Raw genomic sequence first — 19,254 nt, 5'->3', positions numbered from 1 at the left:
TCCGGAAACGCGGCAGTTGAACACCGCGAATGAACACCGCAAATTGAAGAATGGGGACTTCTTTGAGCGATCAGCAGCTGGGCTTTCACGAGCCCGGAACAATTGGGCCGGCAAACGTACCGCAGGCTGTCCGGCTCGCGGCCGCCTGCTGGGTGGCCAGCGCCGTGGTGGCCGGCATGATGCCTGTCATCTTGGAGGTGGCCGGTATCGACTTCGGCCAGTCAATACCGGACTGGGCCGTGCCCTATCTCGTGGCGTTCGCCGTTCCGCTGACGGCCCTGCAGGTATTGGCGGCCCAGCATTTGCTGCACGGCGCGCGCTGGGCCCGCATCCTCCTGACCGTCGCCGCCGCCCTGTCGGCGCTCGGCGCACCGGTCGACCTCACCGCTTTGATCTTTGCCGGCCTGGTGCTGACGCTGGCGGGTGCCACGCTGATGTGGCTGCCCGCGTCCAACCGGTACTTCCTGCTGCGCCGTATTCCTGCCTATCCGGTACCTGCTGTCGCTGGTCCGGACCCCGCCCTCAAGGGAGAACTCCTGTGACTGACGCCCTTCTGCTCCCCGCCGTGGCCAAGGCCCTGGCCGCCCACGGCGTGGCCCACGAGGTCCTCGAGTGTTCGCCGGATCTGGCGGACACGGCGGAGTTCTGCGCCCACTACGGCTTCAGCCTGGAGCAGGCGGCCAACACCATCCTGGTCGGCTCCAAGAAGGTGGAGCCGCCGCGGTATGCGGTGTGCGTGGTCCTGGGCACCACCCGGCTGGACGTGAACCGTTCGGTGCGGGCCCTGCTCGACGTCAAGCGGGCCTCCTTTGCCGACGCCGATACCACCACCGCGCTGACCGGCATGTTGGTGGGCGGCGTCACCGTGCCCGGCATCGAGGGGTTGCCCGTCTACGTGGACCGCGCCGTGCTGGACGTGCCCCGGGTGGTCATGGGCGGCGGCAACAGGTCCAGCAAGATCGTCCTCGACCCCGCCGAGCTCCTCAAACTGCCGGGGGTCGAGGTGGTGGACGGGCTCGCCACGCCTCGTGAACCGGCGTCGGCGCGGGCTGACTCCGGCTCCTGACTGTCGCCGGCCCCGCTGTAGCGGCACCGCGGCCGCGGCACTGGTCAGGGCAACTGGTCAGGGCCACTTTCCTGAATTGGCTCTGGCGCGCGGTCCGGCAGGCTGCCTACCGTGGTTGGGGACTCCACGTGAGTTCCAGCCGACGTTGAATCTCCACAGAAAGACCAGCATGCCCGCCACCGTGAACGAGTACCCCTTCTCGCAGGTCGACGTCTTTGCCCCCGGGCCCAGGCCCGGCAACCCGGTGGCCGTCGTCCATGGCGCCGACGGCCTGTCCGACGAGCAGATGCAAAGTTTCGCCAACTGGACCAACCTCTCGGAAACCACCTTCCTGCTGAAGCCGACGCAACCGGAGGCGGACTACCGGCTCCGGATCTTCACCCCGGCATCCGAGCTTCCCTTCGCCGGCCACCCCACGCTCGGCTCCGCGCACGCGTGGCTGGAGAACGGCGGCCAGCCGCAGCGCCCCGGCGAACTCGTGCAGGAATGCGGGGTGGGCCTCGTCAGGATCAGCCAGACGGCCGGCGAACAGTTCTTCGAGGCCCCTCCGCTGCGCCGTTCCGGTCCCGTGGAACCCGAGGTGCTGGAGCAGGCCATCGCCAGCCTGGGCATCACGCCTGAGCAGGTCCTGGACAGCAACTGGGTGGATAACGGCCCGGGCTGGCTCGGCATCCGGCTCGCCTCGGCCCGGCAGGTGCTGGACCTGACGCCGGACTTCGTGGCCATGGGCAAGCTGAACGTCGGCGTCATCGGCGCTTACGGGGACGGCGGCCCAACGGACTTTGAGGTGCGCGGGTTCGTTCCCGGCCTGGCCGTCCCCGAAGATCCGGTCACCGGCAGCCTGAACGCCGGCCTTGCGCAGTGGCTCATCGGGTCAGGTGTGGCGGAGGGCGGCTACACCGTCAGCCAGGGCACCGTCCTGGGCCGCGACGGCCGGCTGGCCATCACCACCGAAGGCAGCAGCATCTGGGTGGGCGGCACCAGCCGCACCGTCATCAGGGGCAGCGTCTCCCTGTAATTTCATACTCGGCTGGAATAAGACTGGAATAAGAACTACCGGGGACGGGCGGTGCCCCATTGAACCTGCCCGCCCCAGTCTGTGGTGTCTCTTTGCTGATCTTCGTCGAGGTCTCTTGCGGGGCCGCGGCGCTTCTGCACGGCCCCTGGGAATACTGTCGCGCCGCAGGCTCAAGCCTGGCGCAACATTGCGGCAGGATCGCCGCAAGATCCGGCGGGCGCCGCCGTCGGCCGATCATGACGGCGGGCCCTATGCCGGTTGCGCACCTGTGCGCCGCCTGTGAATCCGGCCCATCAACGTGAGGTGGGACTCAAAGCCGCAACGTTGCCCGGGCGCTGGCCGTTGGACTCGGAGACGGAAGGAGGCACATGCTCATTGTTCTGACAGGAATCGACGGTTCGGGAAAGACGACGGCGGCCCGTTCCCTGGTGGCGGCGGCCCGCGCGGAAGGCAGCAGGGCACTGCTGCTGAGCAACTATGCAGGCCGGCGGCGGATGTCCTTGCTCACCGCCAGGCTCGGCATCCAATTGCCTGCCCGGCTTGCCGACGCGGCGGAAACCACCATGCGCGTCTTCAACGTGCTGGTGTCTACGGGCCGGGCCACCCGCTTTGAGGGGCTGGTTGTTATGGACCGGCACCTCCACTGCCAGCTGGCGCTGCGTGAGGCAAGGGGCCTGCGCCGCGGACGGTTTCTCCCCTGGCTGCTCCGCACCCTCCCGGCCCCGGACCTGGTCCTCCATCTTGACGTGAGTCCCGACGAGGCGCACCGGCGGATCCTGGCGCGCGGCACGGACGAGGAATCCCTGGCCGACCTGACAGCCCTGCGGAACGCCTACCGCGCGCTGCCCGAGTACGCGGACATGGTAAAGATCGACGCCGGCGGCCCACCTGCCGATGTGCTCGCCGGGCTGACCGACGCGGTCGATTCGCAAGGGCAACTCAAGGTTTAGTCAAGAATTCCCGAAACAGCCAAATACGCCTTCCGGGACGTCCATCCGGCTGTACATTAGTGCCAGCTCTCCTCTTTCCCCCCAAATCGGAGCGCTGGAAGCCTCCGCGCTGGAGTCCTTTGATTCGCGCGGAGGCTTCCCCTTTTCCCCCACGCAACCACGGTCCGGGCACCGCCGGCTCTGGCCACGCTCCGCCGTCGACGATATAGTAAGCAAGCTGATGACTTCGGATTCCGGACCATCATCTGTTCACTTCGACGAAGGAGACACTATGAGCACGAGGGTTGAGAAGCGCATTCTGGTGAACGTGCCGGTCAGCACGGCATACAACCAGTGGACCCAGTTCGAAGACTTCCCGCACTTCATGGGCGGCGTCAAAAAAGTGACCCAACTCAGCGACGACCGCCTCGAATGGGTCGCCGAGATCGCGGGCGTGAAGCGCAAGTGGGAGGCCAGGATCCTCGAGCAGCAGCCGGACCGGAAGGTTGCCTGGGCTGCCACTGAGGGTGCCACCAACGCGGGCTCCGTGGAGTTTGAAGACGTGGGCGGCGGCCAGACCTCCATCAGGCTGTTCATCGACTACGAACCCGAAGGGATCGTGGAGAAGATCGGCGACAAGCTGCACGTCGTGGAACACCAGGCGGAGTCCGACCTCAAGAGGTTCAAGGCATTCATCGAGGACGAAGGCTACGCCAGCGGCGCCTGGCGGGGTTCCGTCAACGAAGGCGGCTCGGTGGGCACCCCGGGCGTTGAGCACGCTGCCGGATCGCTCGGCGACAGCGGCAAGGCCGGCGTCTCCGGCAAGATGGCTGCCGCAGCCGGCGTGGCCGCTGCAGCAGGCGCAGCCGCGGCAGTTGCCGCGGGCGGGAAGGACAAGGACGCCGACACCGTGTACGTCGTCGACGAAACCGTCACCCCTGTGGTGCCGGAGTACACCGAAACCACGGTGGTCACAGACACGACGGGTACCCCGGGCTTCGCCGGAGGAACGGCGGCGGACACTGTTTCGGGCACGTCTGCGGCCGGCGCCGGTTCGGCACTGACGGACGAGACCGTCGCCCATCCCTTCGACCAGACCAACGGCCTGATTGACGACGAAGGCGACTCGGACGAAACCGCGGCAAGCGACACGCGAAGCGCGGCAGACCGGGCCGAACGGGAAGACGGCGGCCCCGGCACCCTCCCGCCCCTTGGCGGTACGTCCGGCCAGCACTAGGCAGCACCAGGACAGAAACACCAAAAACGACGGCGGGCTCTCCCCGCCGTCGTTTTTCCATTCACCGCCCTAAATGCCCTGCCTGAACGCTTTATTTTGAGCATTGACCTCCGCGGGGTGCAGTGGCAACGTGAGATTTACCTTTCATGCCCCATGGCGGGGGCTCCGCACAGGCCATTGCTTGCCCCGCTTGCGCCCGGCAAGCACCACTCGATATTTCAATAGTCGCGGCATAGATGCCGCAGCGCCCGGACACTATGGGAGTTCTTCAGCCGTTCTCCCGTATCCGAGCAAGTCGTCTCATTGAGGCCTGCCGAAACAAAAGTTGTCATTCGATTCGGCAGGCAGTGGGGGACCACATGGACCGCTTAAGGATTGTTCTTTATTCACACGACTCGGTGGGCCTCGGCCACGTGCGGCGCAACCTCGCGCTGGCCCATGCCCTGAGTAACCAGCTTCCCGTCCTGACCGGCCGCGATGTGACGGGCATCCTCGTTTCCGGCACGGCGCTGGCTCCCGGGTTCGACGTTCCTGCAGGCTGGGACTGGATCATCCTGCCTGCGGTGGAAAAGGGGCCGGCCGGCTACCAGCCCCGCAACCTTAGCGTCCCCATGCAGGACCTGGTCTCGCTTCGGGCGGGCCTGCTCGACTCCGTGCTGGGCGGGTTCCTCCCCGACCTCGTGGTGGTTGACCGCCACGCGACGGGCATCCACCGTGAACTGGAATCAGCCCTGCGCCGCGCGCGCGCAGCCGGGTCCGTCCGCACGGTGCTGGGGCTGCGGGAGATCCTGGATGCCCCTGAAGCGGCCATCGCCGAGTGGGAGAGGGTGGGCGGCGCGCCCGTGGTCAACGACCTGTTTGACGCCATCTGGGTCTACGGCGATCCCGCCGTGCATAACCCCGTTGCCACGGGCGAGATCCCGCCGTCCGTGCAACAACTGATCCACTTCACGGGCTACCTCGCGGCCGGCAGACCGGCGGCTCCGGGAAACCTAACAATGCCGGGTCCCTACTTCATGACGACGGTGGGCGGCGGTTCCGACGGACACGCGCTGGCCGCCTTGGCGGCGGAGGCGGAACTGCCGGAGGGCGTCGGGCACCTGATCGTCGCGGGACCCCAGATGCCGGCAGAGCAGCTCGCAGACCTGCGCCGGCGGGCCGGAGCAGGCGTCAGGATCATCGAGAGGCTTGATGGCATGGTGCCCCACCTGCGCGGTGCCCAGGCCATTGTGTCCATGGGCGGTTACAACACCGTCTGCGAAATCATGAGCACCGACGTTCCCGCCCTGATTGTGCCGCGCATCCACTCGCGGTCCGAGCAGCGGATCAGGGCCGCTTCCCTGGCTTCCGCGGGCTACATGGAATATCGCGAGATCGGCACGCTCACGCCGGGCGCCCTCTCCCGCTGGCTGGCTCGCCGGCTGGGCACGAAGGTGGACCGCGGACGGGCGCTGCTCAACGGGCTGGTCCGCGTGCCGCATCTGGCGGCCGAACTCCTGCAGCCCGCGCTGGTCCCCGCCGTCGGCAGCGTCAACAGTGCCAGCAGCGTCAGCAGCGTCAGGGAAGGTGCAGCACATGCTGCAGTCTGAACCGGCCACTGCCTACATCCTCAAGATGTACCCGCGGTTCTCCGAGACGTTCATCGTCTCGGAGATTCTGGCACGCGAGGCAGCCGGGGACAGGATCGAGATCTTCTCCCTGCGCCCGCCCGACGATCCGCGGTTCCATCCCGAACTCGCCCGCGTCAAAGCTCCCGTGACATATATCGGCCGGCCGAAAAGTGCCATCGGCGTGTGGAATGTATTCCGCGCGGCCGAGGCCGCCGGTCTGGCCCCCGCCGTCGCCCGGCTTTTCTCGGAACTGGCCACCACCGAATCGAATGATGCCATCCAGGCCATCAGCCTCGCCGTCGCCCTGAAGGACCGCAACGTCCGGCACCTGCACGTCCACTTTGCGTCCACCCCCACCAGCGTGACCAGGCTGGCCTCGGCCATCACCGGCATCCCCTATTCCTTCACGGCGCATGCTGTGGACATCTTCCTGGACTCCGTCAGCCAGGACGATCTGCGGATCAAGTTCGCCCAGGCCCACCATTCCGTGACGATCAGCGAGTACAACCTGCGCTTTCTGCGCCGCCTCTTCCCGGACGCCACCTCCCGCCTCCACCTGGTGCGGAACGGCCTGGAGCTGGACCGGTTCCCCTACCGGGATCCTCGCCCGCCAGGGGCGACTGTCCGGGTGGCCGCCGTCGGCCGGCTGGTGGAAAAGAAAGGGTTCCAGTACTTGCTGCCAGCCGCAGCGGAGCTGGTGGCCCAGGGATTTCCGTTGGACCTGCGGATCGCCGGCACGGGGGTGCTGGCCGAACAGCTGCAGTCCACGGTGGAACAGCTCGGGCTGGTGCGGAGTGTGCGGTTGCTGGGCCCGCAGACGCAGGACCAGGTCCACGAATTGCTGGATTCGGCCGATGCCTTCATCGCACCCTGCGTGGTGGCGTCCGACGGTAACGCCGACGGCATGCCCACAGTCCTGCTCGAGGCCATGGCCGCCGGTGTTCCGTGCATCTCCACGGCCGTCACCGGCATCCCCGAGGCGGTACGCAACGGGCGCACCGGGATACTGACCCGGCCCGGACAGCCCCATCTGCTGGCCCAGGCGATCCGCCGCATCAGCTCGCCTGCCACCGACCGGGTTGCGATGGCCCGCAACGCCCGGGCGCTGATCGAAAAGGACTACGACGTGCGGCGGCAGGCGGTTGCGCTCCGGGCCCTGTCGCTGGACGCAAGGAAGGTGGCCTGATGCGCGTCGCCTACGTCTGCGCCGACCCCGGAGTTCCCGTTTTCGGCACCAAGGGATCCTCCGTCCATCTGCAGGAGATCGCGCGGGCCTGGCGCCGGGCCGGAGCCGAGGTCACGGTCTACTGCACCCGCGCTGGAGCCGGCCGGCCTCCCGATCTGGCCGATCTCGCCGTCGTTGAACTTCCTCCCCGCCCTGCCGACGGGGAAGAGCGCGAGCGTGCCATCGATGAGGCCGCGGCGGGTCTGGCCGATGCCGTGATCCGCGACGGCTGCGACGTGGTCTATGAGCGCTACTCGCTGTTCAGCGTAGCCCTGGCCTCGGTGGCGGACGCGCTTAGTGCCCCCGCGGTCCTCGAAGCCAACGCGCCGCTGATCGAGGAGCAGCAGCGGTACCGGCAACTCTTCGACGTCCGCCTCGCTGATGCCGCGCTGCGCCGCAACGCGCTGGCCGCTGACGTGGTGGCCTGCGTCTCAGAGCCCGTGGCGCAGTGGGTGGAGCGCAGGGTTCCCAGCGCCAGGACGCTGCTGGCACCCAACGGCGTGAACACCGAACGGGTACGGGCCCGGCCGCGCGGCCGCCGGCATCCCGGCCACCTCACCGTGGGATTTGTGGGAACGCTGAAGCCGTGGCACGGAGTCCCGGGCTTGCTCACAGCGGTGGCGATGGCAAACGAGGATTCCGCCAACGGAGCCCTGGCGGGCGCCGGCTGCAGATGGACTGTAAAAATCATTGGCGACGGACCCGGCAGGCAGGACCTGCAACGGGCGGCAGCTGGACTGGGCGTGGAGGCCGAGTTCACGGGAGCGGTGCCCCCGGATGACGTGCCCGGGCTGCTGCACCAGTGTGATGCCGCGGCCGCACCGTACCCGCGGCCCGTCCCCGGCCGGGACGACTACTTTTCGCCGCTGAAGGTCTACGAGTACCTCGCCGCCGGCATGCCGGTCGTGGCCACGGCAGTGGGCCAGATACCGTCCATTGTGGAGGACGGACGCACCGGACTGCTCGTCCCGCCCGGTGACGCGTCGGCTTTCGCCGCGGCGCTGCGGCGCCTGGCTGCGGACGCCGCGCTCCGCGAGCGCCTGGGCACCCAGGCGAGGGCCGCCGCCGTCGGGCTCTACAGCTGGGACGGCGTGCTGTCCCGGATTACCGCTGCGCTGCCCATCACCCAAGAGGTGGCATGATGAGCGCGACCCCCTCCCGGGCAAGCCCCGCCCGCTCCTCGCGCCGGGCCAGGCGTGCTCGCCCCGCCAGGCCGGAATCCGGGCTCCGCCGCACGCTGCGCTGTGTGCCCCCGCACTTGCAGGGCCACCGGTGGCTGATGGCGGGCGGCTTCTCCGCCCTGGCGTTCGACGTCATCTTCCGCTTAGTGGAGCCATGGCCGGTGAAGATGGTGGTGGACGCCGTCTCCCGCGCCCTGGGCGCCACCCTGCACAAGCCCGGGCCTTCCATGGACGCCAACGTGCAGACACTCATCCTGTGTGGGGCGGCGGTGGTGGCCATCAGCATTGGACGCGCCATTGCCAACTACTGGTCGGCCATCTGCTTCGCACTGGTCGGGTCCAGGGTGGCATCCGATCTGCGGGCGAGGGCCTTCCGCCATGTGCAAAGCCTCTCCATGCGCCACCACACGCGCGCCTCCACCGGCGACACGGTCCAGCGGCTCGTCGGGGACGTGTCCCGGCTGCAGGAGGTCGCGGTCACCGCCGGCCTGCCTCTGCTGGGCAACACCATCACCCTGGTTCTGATGACCGGCGTCCTGCTGTGGCTCGACCCGCTGCTCTCCCTGGTGGTGTTCCTGGCCGGCGGGGTGTTCGCGCTGCTTTCCCGCGCCAGCTCGGGCCCCATCACCGCGGCCGCCGGCAGCTCCCGCAAAGGCGAAGGACACCTCGCCACCACGGCGGCGCAAACTCTCGGCGCGATCCGTGAAGTCCAGGCCTATGGGCTGGAGGACACCATCAGCTCCGGCTTCCGCAAGAGCAACCAGGCCACCCTCGGAACCGGCGTCGCCGCGCTGCGGCTGGCGGCCGGTTTGGAGCGGCGCACCGACGTGCTGATCGGGATTGCGACGGCGGTGGTCCTGGCCGGTGGCGGCTGGCGCGTCCTGGAGCATGCGATCACCCCCGGCGACCTCGTGGTGTTCCTGATGTACCTCAAAACCGGAATGAAGCCGCTGAAGGACCTGGCCAAACAGACCGGCCGGATCGCGCGCGCCACCGCCTCCGGCGAGCGCGTCGCGGACCTCCTCGAGGCCCAGACGGACCTGCCTGAGCCCCCCCACGCCCGCCCCCTGCGCAGCGCCGCCCCGGACATCGTCCTGGACAACGTCTTCGCCGGGCACGGCGACGGGACGGTGCTGCACGGCATCACCCTGACCATCCCGGCCGGCGAACACCTCGCCATCCTGGGCCCCTCCGGCGCCGGCAAGTCCACGCTGGCCAGCCTGATCCTGCGCATGATCGACCCCAGCACCGGATGCGTCCGGATCGGCGGCGAAGACCTGCGCGATCTCAGGATCGCCTCCGTCCGTTCGCACGTGTCCATCCTGCTGCAGGACTCGGTGCTCTTCGGTACCTCCGTGCGGGACAACATCCGCTTCGGCCGGCTCGACGCCACAGACCAGGACATCGAGAAGGCCGCTGCCCTGGCCCAGGCAGACGGATTCGTGCGCGCCCTGCCCAACGGCTACGACACCGTCCTGGGCGAGGCGGCAAAGGACCTCTCCGGCGGCCAGCGGCAACGGATTGCCATCGCCCGCGCCATCCTCCGCGAAGCGCCCATCGTCATTCTGGACGAGGCCACGGCAGGCCTCGATCCCGTGTCGCGGAACTCCGTCCTGCAGGCCCTCGCCGCCCTTACCCGGGGGCGCACCTCCATCACCATCACCCACGATGCGCACTCCGCGCGGTCCTGCGACCGCGTCGTCTGGCTAGAACACGGCCGCATCGTCGAAGCCGGGCGGCCCGAAGACCTGCTTCGGGATTCCGGCACCCGGTTCGCCCGCTGGATGGCGGACCAGGACCCCGGCGTGCACCACCCGCCTCGCGAAGCCGGCATGGCGGCCGGCCCTAACCCCGGCGAACTCAGGCAGGAGGTGCCGTGACCGCCTCATCATCCGGTTTCAGCGGCCCGGACCGTTCCCTGGCCAGCCGCGACGCGGCGCTGCCTGCCCTTTCCTGGCTGCTGGACAACAGCCGCTTGTCCGAACTGCTCGGCGAGACCGTGCGTGTCACCCGCGTCCGCTACAAGCCCGGCACTTCCCTGCTGGTGGCTTTCCGCAGGATCCGCAACGGCAGCTTCGACTACGGCTGGGCGTATACGCTGGCCGCGCCCACCGCCAAGCTGCTCCGGCGCGAAAGCACGTCACGGTCCCGCGGCGGGAACATGCGCGTCCTCCGGCCGGCCCCCGGGCAACAGGACACGCTGGTGGCGGTAGGTGGAGTGGAGGACGACTGGGCCCTGTACAAGAACCTCCTGTGGCTGCGCGAGCACGGCGCCGAACGGCTGGGCATCTCCAACAGACCGGGCGGGACTCTGCTCACGGGCAGCAGCGTGCTGCGGTACAAGCCGGAACGGCGGCTGGTGCTGTCCGCGCACCAGGGGAGCACCGCCGTCGTAATTAAGGCCGCGGCGAAACCTGCCACCGCCGGACAGCAGACCCACTTCCTGGATCGCCTCCGTCTGCACGGGGTCCCGCTCCTCCCCCAGCTGGGCGACGCGGAGTGCCTGGACCACGGAATCAGCGCGTGCGTCGCCTGGGGCGGCGGTGACCTCGCGGGGCTCGACGACGACGCCAGCGCCTTCGCTGCCGGGGAAGCCCTGGCCACGCTGCACGGCGTTGCTGATGCGCGCCTCCAGGACGGTGCGGGGAGTTGGCCGGCGGGGATCAGCACGCAGCTGCAGGCCACCCGCAACATGGTTTCCTCCCTCCTGCCTGCACTGGAGGAACCGGCAAGGCGCATCGAAGCCGAACTTAGTGCATTGCTGCTTAACGGCCAGCCCGGCCACGTGCTGGTGCACGGCGACTTCTCGCCCGATCAGGTGCTGGTGGGGGGTTCGGAGGTGCGCCTTATTGACTTCGACCGGGCGCACGCCGGGACGGCCGAGGCCGACCTGGGATCGTTCGCCGCGGCGGAAGAGACGGTTCTGCCTGCGGCCGGCGGCGCTCCTGGTGGAAATAGACCTGCCCGCAGTGCATCTGCCGGCGGCCCCAAAACCGCCGGTCTTGTGGACGGCTACCTCCAGGCGGGCGGGCGCTTCACTCAATCCGGGGTGGATGCCTGGGCGGCCTTCCGGCTCTTCAACAGCAGCGTTGACCCCTTCCGCGACCGGTCCCCGGAATGGGCAGCAGACATGTCATGGCATCTCAGCAGGGCAAGGGCGCTGATCCCATGAACTGGCATCCTCCGGTCCCCCGCCGCGTGACCGACGCCGCAGGCGGCATCTGGTCCGTCCAGCGTGCATGGCCCGAAATGGCGGCAGGCCGGTATGTCCTTGAGGTCCGCAAACCGGGCTGGCCGGGTGTCCTGGCGGGACGCTTCGCCGAGGGCCGGTTCGACCCGGTCACGGTGACTGACCGCCGCCTGCCCGCCCTCGCCGCAGAGTCAGCCAAAGGCGAAGTCGTGGTTCACCGTGCCCACAGGCGCGCCGTGCTGCGCACCCCAGCCGGCTACGTCAAGGTGCTTCCGCCGGGGTGGGCGCCAACTGCGGCTGCCAGTCACACTATTGCCGCCGCTCCCTTGGCCGCGGCCGGGTTTAACACGCCCCGACTCATTACCGCAGGGCGGGACGTCCTGGTCTTCAGTGCCGTCCCCGGCCGCTCCTTCTACGAGCTCGGCCAAGACAGGACCGGAATCACGGACGCGTTCTATGCCGCCAAGTGGGCGCAGTGGCAGCGGGCGTGGACTGAGACCGTGGCCAGCGCGAGCAGTCCGGCATTCCGGACGGACTTGGAGCGGCTTCCGCTGCACGATGCGGAGGAAGAAGCCGTCAGCATGCGGCGTTGGATCGACCACTGGCTGCACCACAGCGAGGGCATTGCCCAAGCCGCCAAGGCACGCGCTGCCCTGATGGTGCAGGCGGATGCAGTCACAGCCGGCCTCCTCGCCCAACCCCGGGACCCCCTGGGTTGGGCTCACGGAGACCTGCACGAGAAGCAAATGCTCGGCACAGACCACCCCGGCGCCCCCGGCCTGCTGGATTTCGACGAGTCCTGCCGGGCCGAGGCTGCCCTGGACCTGGCCAACTTGGACGTGCACGTGGAACTCAGGTGGCGGCAACACCTGCTCACCACCGGCCGGTACATCATCGCCCACGCCAGCATCATGTCCGCGGCCGAACGCCTAGATGTCAGCCCCGGCAGGCTTGCCGCCTATTGCGCGTCAGCACGCCTACGGCTGGCCTGCCTGTACTCGTTCCGCCCGATATGGGGACCGCGGCCAGCTTCGTATCCGACGTCCCTGGTTGCGGCTCATCCGGAACAGACACGGTTTGGAACCTGACATGATCAATTTCCCAACACGGGGCCCGGGCGGACTTTCCCTTTCCGTCCTGGGGACGGGCTATCTTGGCGCAACGCATGCCGTCTGCATGGCCTTGCTGGGGCGCCGGGTGGTAGGGATCGACGTCGACAGCGACAAGATCCGTCTACTGTCGGCCGGAGAGCTGCCGTTCTACGAGCCGGGACTGAAAAAACTGCTGCGCCGGATGCTGGAGACCGGCAGGCTGAGCTTCACCACGGACTTCGCGGCAGCGAGGGGCGCTGATATCCATTTCCTCTGCGTCGGCACGCCGCAGGAGCCCGATTCGCCGGCCGCTGATCTCCATTTTGTATATGCCGCCGTTGCCGGGCTCGCACCGTACCTCGACCGGGAGTGCCTCGTCGCCGGCAAGTCCACGGTCCCGATCGGCACTGCGGAACGCCTCACCTCGTTCCTGCAGCAAAACGCTCCGGCCGGCGCGGGTGTTGAACTCGCCTGGAACCCGGAGTTCCTGCGGGAGGGGCACGCGGTAGAGGACACGCTGCATCCGGACCGGCTGGTTTTCGGCGTGGCCTCCGAGCAGGCCCGCGCGCTCCTCGCCGCCTGCTACGCGCCGGTCATCCGGGGCGGCACTCCGGTGGTGGTGACGGATCTAGCCACCGCCGAACTGGTGAAGGCCGCGGCGAATTCCTTCCTGGCCACCAAGATCTCCTACATCAACGCGATGGCCGAGATCTGCGAAGCCACCGGTGCCGACGTCAGCCAGCTCGCTACAGCCCTCTCCTATGACAGCCGCATTGGCGGCCGGTTCCTCAAACCCGGCCTCGGCTTTGGCGGGGGCTGCCTGCCCAAAGACATCCGGGCGTTCACGCACCGGGCCAGGGAACTCGGCGTCGGGCAGGCTGTGGGGTTCCTCCAGGAAGTGGACGCCATTAACCAACGGCGCCGCCAGCGCACCGTGGATCTCATCACCGAAATGGCGTGCGGGGACCTGTCCGGGGTCCGCGTCACCGTCCTGGGCGCCGCGTTCAAACCGGATTCGGACGACGTACGGGATGCCCCGGCGCTGGACGTTGCCCGCATGCTGCACCAAGCCGGGGCGAAGGTCACCGTGTTTGACCCCAAGGCCATGGACAACGCGCGGCGCAGCTACCCGGACCTGGCCTATGCCGAGACCCTCGAGGCCGCCGTGACCGGGGCGGAGATCGTGGCGCTCCTGACCGAATGGGACCTGTTCCGCCGCGCCGATCCGGCCGCGCTCGGCGCTCTGGTGCAGCTGCGGAACATCGTGGACGGCCGGCACGCGCTGGACGCCGAAGCGTACCGCGCCGCCGGCTGGGACTACCGCGCACTCGGCGCCCCCAGCCGGCTGCCGGTGCGTGGTTCGCAGGGGCAGGTACTGGTTGGGCAGGTGGCGCAAGAGGCGTAGCGGGCGTCCGGTACGTCCCCCGCTCTTGGGTGATGCCTTCTTGGGTGATGCTCTAGAGTGCCGGGTCCGGCGTTCCTGCTGACTTGGTGCGGGTGTCCATCAGGCGCAGCTGCAGTTTCGCTTCTGCTTCCCGGCGCCGTTTGGCTCGCTCGCGCATCTGCCGTGTGGCCTCGGAGCCTTCGGAGTGGATCAGTCCGGCCGTTCTATTGCGGGGAGCGCCACCGCCGGAGGGTGCCGCCGCCATAAGTTCTTCGCTCATGCCCAATGGTCACATGGGCGTGATCTGGCGGGAAGATCCGTGACCGGATCGAAACCTGGCGGCGTTCATAAGGGCCGGCGGCGTTTTGGGAAGGCGCCCCGGGCTCGTAAGGATCGCTCTCCGGGGCTCGTGCCGTCGGCCCCACCTTTATTTTACGAGCGCGGAGCTCCGTGAAACAGGGGTTTTTTCGGTTTCCCGGCAGCGATATTTCCACCCAGCATCCGAAAGCGGCCGGGGACCCGGCCGCTTTGCTCGCGAGCCACAGGGGCCGCCCCGGAAATCCGCCGGGACTCCCCGGCCAAGCGCATCAGGACGCGGCCCGCACTTTCATTTCGGAAATTTCCGACATATTCTACAACCGTGCCTCCCGACATCTTCGGCGCCCTGGCCAACCCGGCACGGCGCACCATTCTCGACGAGCTCCGCAACGGGCCGCGGACGGCGGGCGACCTCACGGGGCTGCTCGAGCAGAGCCGCTCCGCAGCATCGGAGCACCTCGCCGTGCTCCGCGAGGCCGGACTCGTCCGGGAAGAGCGGCGAGGACGGCACCGGGTGTATCACCTTCAGGCCGCCGGCCTGGCCGAGGTGGGCGGTTGGCTGAAGCATTACGAGCACTACTGGAACCAGCGCTTCGATGCGCTGGGCAACCTACTGGACGAACTATCGGAAGAAGAGAACCCATGACCGACAACACGATCCGCCTCACCCGCCACTTCCCGCACCCGCCGGAGGCAGTCTGGAAGGCACTCACCACGCCGGAACTGCTCGCGCGCTGGTGGGCGCCTGGCGACATCGCCCCCGCCGTCGGGCACCGGTTCACCTTGGACATGGGCGCCTGGGGCACCCAGCAGTGCGAAATCCTCAGCGTCGACCCCGGCACCTCCATCAGTTTTCTCTTCGCCGAAGGTGGCCTGGACACCACCGTCACCTGGACTCTTAAGGCCGTGAAAGACGGAACCGTCCTGCATCTTGAGCACGCCGGCTTCAAGCTCGACACCCCGATGGGCCAGCAGGCCTTCGAGGGCATGGGCAACGGCTGGCCCGGCGTACTGTCGCGGATCGACGGCGTCCTCGTCGAGGCAGCGCGGGCGTAACACCCCCCACGGCAAAAATACAGACCACACACATCAGAAAGGGCCGGCACGTCGAGTGCCGGCCCTTTCTGCGCTTCTGTGCTGGCTCCAGAACTGCGCCATCGCCTGCGCTGTCCTTCCACGCTGGCCGCTCCCCTTGACTACCCCACCACTCCTTCCCTACACTTTTCATAAAGCAGAATCTAAATTCCACAAAGCGGAAACGGTAAAGAAGCCGAGAAGCAGGGAAGATAGATCAAAGCCCCTCCCCGGAAGGACCTACGATGACGTACACAGTGAACTGCTCCATCCTCCTGACGGAGCTGCCCCTGCTCGAGCGCCCCGCCGCCGCGAAGGCGGCCGGTTTTGACGCCGTCGAGTTCTGGTGGCCTTTTGAGAGCTCCGTCCCTTCCGACGCCGAGACCACAGCCTTCGAGCGCGCCATCACCGACGCCGGCGTCCAGCTCTCCGGCCTGAACTTCAACGCCGGCAACATGCCCGGCGGCGACCGTGGCCTGGTCTCCTGGAAGGGCCGCTGCTCCGAGTTCAAGGACAACGTCGACGTCGTCGCCGGCATCGGCGAGCGCCTCGGCTGCACCGCCTTTAATGCCCTCTACGGCAACCGCCAGGAGGAATTCAGCCCGGAGGAGCAGGACGAACTCGCAGCCAAGAACCTGGCCGCGGCAGCCGAGGGCGTGGCCCGCATCGGCGGCACCGTCCTCCTCGAACCCGTCAGCGGAGCCCCGCGGTACCCGCTCCTCAAGGCCCAGGATGCGCTCGACGTGATCGCCAGGGTCAAGGCGGAATCCGGCGCCCAGAACATCAAACTACTCGCGGACTTCTACCACCTGGCCGTCAACGGGGACGACGTCGCCGCGGTCATCGAGAACCACGCCAAGGACTTCGGCCACATCCAGATTGCCGACAACCCCGGCCGCGGGGCTCCCGGAACCGGTGAGCTTCCCCTCGGCGAGTGGATCGCCCGCAGCCGAGAACTGGGCTACGACGGCTACATCGGCCTCGAATACAAGGAACCGCAGGAATCCGCCTTCAGCTGGGCGATCCGCGAACACGCCGCATCCTAGTCCCCACCCGCACAACAAAGACTTCAGAAAGAGAACCATCATGAGCAACGTTGCAGTCATCGGACTCGGAATCATGGGCCTGCCCATGGCCATCAACCTCGTCAAGGCGGGCCACACCGTCACCGGCTTCAACCGCAGCCAGGACAAGATCGACAAGCTCGTCTCCGAAGGCGGCAAGGGCGCCTCCAGCATCGCCGACGCCGTCAAGGACGCCGACGTCGTCATCACCATGGTGCCGGACTCCCCCGACGTCGAAGGCGTCGTCAGCGGCGCGGACGGTGTCTTCGCCAACGCCAAGCAGGGCACCCTCTGGATTGACGCGTCCAGCATCCGCCCCGACGTCGCCAAGCGCCTGTCAGACGATGCAACCGCAGCGGGCATCCGTCCCCTCGATGCCCCGGTTTCCGGCGGCGAACAGGGTGCCATCGACGCCATCCTCTCCATCATGGTCGGCGGCGAGAAGGCCGACTTCGAGGCAGCGCAGGACGTCCTGAACGCCGTCGGCAAGACCATCGTCCACGTCGGCCCCTCCGGCTCCGGCCAGACCGTCAAGGCAGCCAACCAGCTGATCGTCGCGGTCAACATCGAGGTCCTCGGCGAAGCCATCGCGTTCCTTGAGGCCTATGGCGTGGACACCGACGCCGCCCTCAAGGTCCTCGGCGGCGGCCTGGCCGGCTCCAAGGTCCTGGACCAGAAGGGCCAGAAGATGCTGGACCGCAACTTCGACCCCGGCTTCCGCCTCGCCCTGCACCACAAGGACCTCGGCATCGTCACCTCCGCCGCCCGCGAAGCCAACGTCTCCATCCCGCTCGGCGCCGTCGTCGCCCAGCTCGTCGCCGCCACCGTCAACCAGGGCGACGGCGGCCTGGACCACTCGGGACTTTTCAAGCAGGTCCTGCAGCTCTCCGGCCGGGAGTAAAGAGTTTTTGTCCAGATAATCGGCCCTTAAGGCCCTTTAGCGGCCATTATCTGGACAAAAACTCCCACCAACAGCAGGACTCGAGAACCGCCGTCGTACGTCAACGACGGCGGCTCCCCCAGCACACCCAAAATCCGCCCCGAACCGGGCAAAACACAGACTTTTTAGGAGCACACCATGACCAAGATGCGCACCGTAGACGCTGCCATCGCCATCCTGGAAAAGGAGGGCGCCACCGAGGCGTTCGGCCTGCCGGGTGCGGCGATCAACCCGTTCTACTCCGCCATGCGGGCCCACGGCGGCATCCGCCACACGCTGGCCCGGCACGTCGAAGGCGCCAGCCACATGGCGGACGGCTACTCCCGCGCAGCAGACGGCAACATCGGCATCTGCATCGGCACCTCCGGCCCCGCCGGCACCGACATGATCACCGGCCTGTACGCCGCGTGGGCCGACTCCATCCCCATGCTCTGCATCACCGGCCAGGCCCCCGTGGCCAAGCTGCACAAGGAAGACTTCCAGGCCGTGGACATCGAGTCCATCGCCAAGCCCGTCACCAAGATGGCCATGACCATCCTGGAGCCCGGCCAGGTTCCCGGCGCGTTCCAGAAGGCCTTCCAGCTGATGCGCTCCGGCCGCCCGGGCCCGGTGCTGCTGGACCTGCCTATCGACGTGCAGATGGCCGAGATCGAATTCGACATCGACACCTACGAGCCACTGCCCGTTGAAAAGCCCAAGGCCTCCCGCAAGCAGCTGGAAAAGGCACTGGACATGCTGACCGCGGGTGAGCGCCCGCTGATCGTGGCCGGCGGCGGCATCATCAACGCCGGCGCCTCCGCGCAGCTGGTGGAACTGGCCGAGCTGCTGAATGTTCCCGTCATCCCCACACTGATGGGCTGGGGCGCCATCCCGGACGACCACGAGCTGATGGCCGGCATGGTGGGCCTGCAGACCTCCCACCGCTATGGCAACGAGAACTTCCTGCGCAGCGACTTCGTGATCGGCATCGGCAACCGCTGGGCCAACCGCCACACCGGCGGGCTGGACACGTACACCGCCGGCCGCACGTTCGTGCACATCGACATCGAGCCCACCCAGATCGGCCGCGTGTTCTCCCCGGACTTCGGCATCGCCTCGGACGCCGGCGCCGCCCTGGACGGCTTGCTCGAACTGGCCCGCGAACGCCAAGCCGCCGGACCCCTCCCGGACTACAAGGGCTGGGCTGCCGAGTGCGCCGAGCGCAAGGCCACCCTGCACCGCAAGACCCACTTCGACAACGTGCCGATCAAGCCGCAGCGCGTGTACGAGGAGATGAACAAGGCATTCGGCAAGGACACCACCTACGTGTCCACCATCGGTCTGTCCCAGATCGCCGGCGCCCAGATGCTGCACGTGTTCGGCGCCCGCAGGTGGATCAACGCCGGCCAGGCAGGCCCGCTGGGCTGGACCGCCCCGGCCGCCCTCGGCGTGGTTCGCGGCAAGCCGGGCGAGACCGTGGTGGCCCTGTCCGGCGACTACGACTTCCAGTTCATGATCGAGGAACTGGCCGTGGGCGCGCAGTTCAACCTGCCGTACATCCACGTGGTGGTGAACAACTCCTACCTGGGCCTGATCCGCCAGTCGCAGCGCGGGTTCAACATGGAGCAGAACGTGTCCCTGGGCTTCGACAACATCAACTCCCCCGAGACCGAGGGCTACGGCGTGGACCACATCAAGGTGGCCGAAGGCCTGGGCTGCAAGGCCATCCGGGTGACCAGCCCGGAGGACATGCCGGCCGCGTTCGACAAGGCCAAGGCCCTCATGGGCGAATTCCAGGTTCCCGTGGTGGTTGAAGTGATCCTGGAAAAGGTCACCAACATCTCCATGGGCCTCGAGATCAACGCCGTGAACGAGTTCGAGGAGCTGGCCGCCACCGCCGCCGACGCCCCCACCGCCATCCTGGCCCTGCAGGACTAACACCCTGCAG

18 protein-coding genes are annotated in these 19,254 nt (G+C 67.9%); 17 read left to right on the top strand and 1 reads right to left on the bottom strand.

All coding sequences use genetic code 11. The features are described 5' to 3' along the window. Window positions 1-62: 62 nt before the first annotated feature. From ACTHQX_RS13935 to ACTHQX_RS13880, 12 genes are all read left to right on the top strand, one after another. On the top strand, window positions 63-542 hold the full coding sequence (locus ACTHQX_RS13935) for a hypothetical protein (RefSeq protein WP_440157828.1): 480 nt from the start codon (window positions 63-65) through the stop codon (window positions 540-542). Continuing rightward, window positions 539-1,066, top strand: a complete 528-nt coding sequence (locus ACTHQX_RS13930) for a YbaK/EbsC family protein (protein ID WP_440157827.1) — start codon at window positions 539-541, stop codon at window positions 1,064-1,066. The genes ACTHQX_RS13935 and ACTHQX_RS13930 overlap by 4 nt, the downstream gene beginning before the upstream one ends. 169 nt (window positions 1,067-1,235) lie before the next feature. Beyond that, window positions 1,236-2,084: a PhzF family phenazine biosynthesis protein gene (locus tag ACTHQX_RS13925; RefSeq protein ID WP_440157826.1), complete on the top strand. Its 849-nt coding sequence runs from the start codon at window positions 1,236-1,238 to the stop codon at window positions 2,082-2,084. 368 nt (window positions 2,085-2,452) lie between these two features. Further along, window positions 2,453-3,034, top strand: coding sequence for a thymidylate kinase (locus ACTHQX_RS13920; RefSeq protein ID WP_440157825.1), 582 nt, complete (start codon window positions 2,453-2,455; stop codon window positions 3,032-3,034). Window positions 3,035-3,305: 271 nt separating this feature from the next. Continuing rightward, entirely contained in the window at window positions 3,306-4,250 is a 945-nt protein-coding gene (locus ACTHQX_RS13915; protein WP_440157824.1) for an SRPBCC family protein, read from the top strand. Window positions 4,251-4,609: 359 nt separating this feature from the next. Further along, window positions 4,610-5,839: a glycosyltransferase family protein gene (locus ACTHQX_RS13910; RefSeq protein ID WP_440157823.1), complete on the top strand. Its 1,230-nt coding sequence runs from the start codon at window positions 4,610-4,612 to the stop codon at window positions 5,837-5,839. Next, the gene (locus ACTHQX_RS13905; RefSeq protein ID WP_440157822.1) at window positions 5,826-7,046 is read left to right on the top strand and encodes a glycosyltransferase; all 1,221 of its coding nucleotides are present in this window, start codon (window positions 5,826-5,828) and stop codon (window positions 7,044-7,046) included. Before ACTHQX_RS13910 ends, ACTHQX_RS13905 begins: the two co-directional genes overlap by 14 nt. Next, window positions 7,046-8,227 carry a glycosyltransferase family 4 protein gene (locus ACTHQX_RS13900; protein WP_440157821.1) on the top strand — a complete coding sequence of 394 codons (1,182 nt, stop codon included), beginning with the start codon at window positions 7,046-7,048 and terminating at the stop codon, window positions 8,225-8,227. The genes ACTHQX_RS13905 and ACTHQX_RS13900 overlap by 1 nt, the downstream gene beginning before the upstream one ends. Beyond that, window positions 8,227-10,146 (top strand): ABC transporter ATP-binding protein, encoded by a 1,920-nt coding sequence (locus ACTHQX_RS13895; RefSeq protein ID WP_440157820.1) that lies wholly within the window; start codon window positions 8,227-8,229, stop codon window positions 10,144-10,146. The genes ACTHQX_RS13900 and ACTHQX_RS13895 overlap by 1 nt, the downstream gene beginning before the upstream one ends. Beyond that, window positions 10,143-11,438 (top strand): aminoglycoside phosphotransferase family protein, encoded by a 1,296-nt coding sequence (locus ACTHQX_RS13890; protein WP_440157819.1) that lies wholly within the window; start codon window positions 10,143-10,145, stop codon window positions 11,436-11,438. The genes ACTHQX_RS13895 and ACTHQX_RS13890 overlap by 4 nt, the downstream gene beginning before the upstream one ends. After that, a complete protein-coding gene (locus ACTHQX_RS13885) occupies window positions 11,402-12,544 on the top strand; it encodes a phosphotransferase (RefSeq protein WP_440157818.1) in 1,143 nt (380 codons plus the stop codon). Before ACTHQX_RS13890 ends, ACTHQX_RS13885 begins: the two co-directional genes overlap by 37 nt. A 1-nt stretch (window position 12,545) precedes the next feature. After that, window positions 12,546-13,952, top strand: coding sequence for a UDP-glucose dehydrogenase family protein (locus ACTHQX_RS13880; RefSeq protein ID WP_236805324.1), 1,407 nt, complete (start codon window positions 12,546-12,548; stop codon window positions 13,950-13,952). A gap of 52 nt (window positions 13,953-14,004) precedes the next feature. Here the strand turns inward: ACTHQX_RS13880 and ACTHQX_RS13875 are convergent, their stop codons facing one another. Further along, window positions 14,005-14,211: a hypothetical protein gene (locus tag ACTHQX_RS13875; RefSeq protein ID WP_440157817.1), complete on the bottom strand. Its 207-nt coding sequence runs from the start codon at window positions 14,209-14,211 to the stop codon at window positions 14,005-14,007. Window positions 14,212-14,571: 360 nt separating this feature from the next. Here ACTHQX_RS13875 and ACTHQX_RS13870 point away from each other — a divergent pair, with 360 nt between their 5' ends. The 5 genes from ACTHQX_RS13870 (at window position 14,572) to gcl (ending at window position 19,244) form a co-directional block, all read left to right on the top strand. Next, the gene (locus ACTHQX_RS13870) at window positions 14,572-14,895 is read left to right on the top strand and encodes an ArsR/SmtB family transcription factor (RefSeq protein ID WP_440157816.1); all 324 of its coding nucleotides are present in this window, start codon (window positions 14,572-14,574) and stop codon (window positions 14,893-14,895) included. Then, window positions 14,892-15,305 (top strand): SRPBCC family protein, encoded by a 414-nt coding sequence (locus ACTHQX_RS13865; protein ID WP_440157815.1) that lies wholly within the window; start codon window positions 14,892-14,894, stop codon window positions 15,303-15,305. Before ACTHQX_RS13870 ends, ACTHQX_RS13865 begins: the two co-directional genes overlap by 4 nt. 263 nt (window positions 15,306-15,568) lie before the next feature. Beyond that, complete coding sequence (locus ACTHQX_RS13860; RefSeq protein ID WP_440157814.1) at window positions 15,569-16,369, top strand: hydroxypyruvate isomerase family protein; 801 nt, start codon at window positions 15,569-15,571, stop codon at window positions 16,367-16,369. Window positions 16,370-16,409: 40 nt separating this feature from the next. Further along, window positions 16,410-17,288 carry a 2-hydroxy-3-oxopropionate reductase gene (locus tag ACTHQX_RS13855; protein ID WP_440157813.1) on the top strand — a complete coding sequence of 293 codons (879 nt, stop codon included), beginning with the start codon at window positions 16,410-16,412 and terminating at the stop codon, window positions 17,286-17,288. Window positions 17,289-17,465: 177 nt separating this feature from the next. Further along, window positions 17,466-19,244 (top strand): glyoxylate carboligase, encoded by a 1,779-nt coding sequence (gene gcl / locus ACTHQX_RS13850; protein ID WP_440157812.1) that lies wholly within the window; start codon window positions 17,466-17,468, stop codon window positions 19,242-19,244. The last annotated feature ends 10 nt before the right edge of the window (window positions 19,245-19,254 follow it).

It is taken from the genome of Arthrobacter sp. SAFR-023, assembly GCF_051965295.1.
In the GTDB taxonomy this organism is placed as follows: Bacteria; Actinomycetota; Actinomycetes; order Actinomycetales; family Micrococcaceae; genus Arthrobacter.
This window is presented reverse-complemented; position numbering and strand designations above follow the sequence as displayed.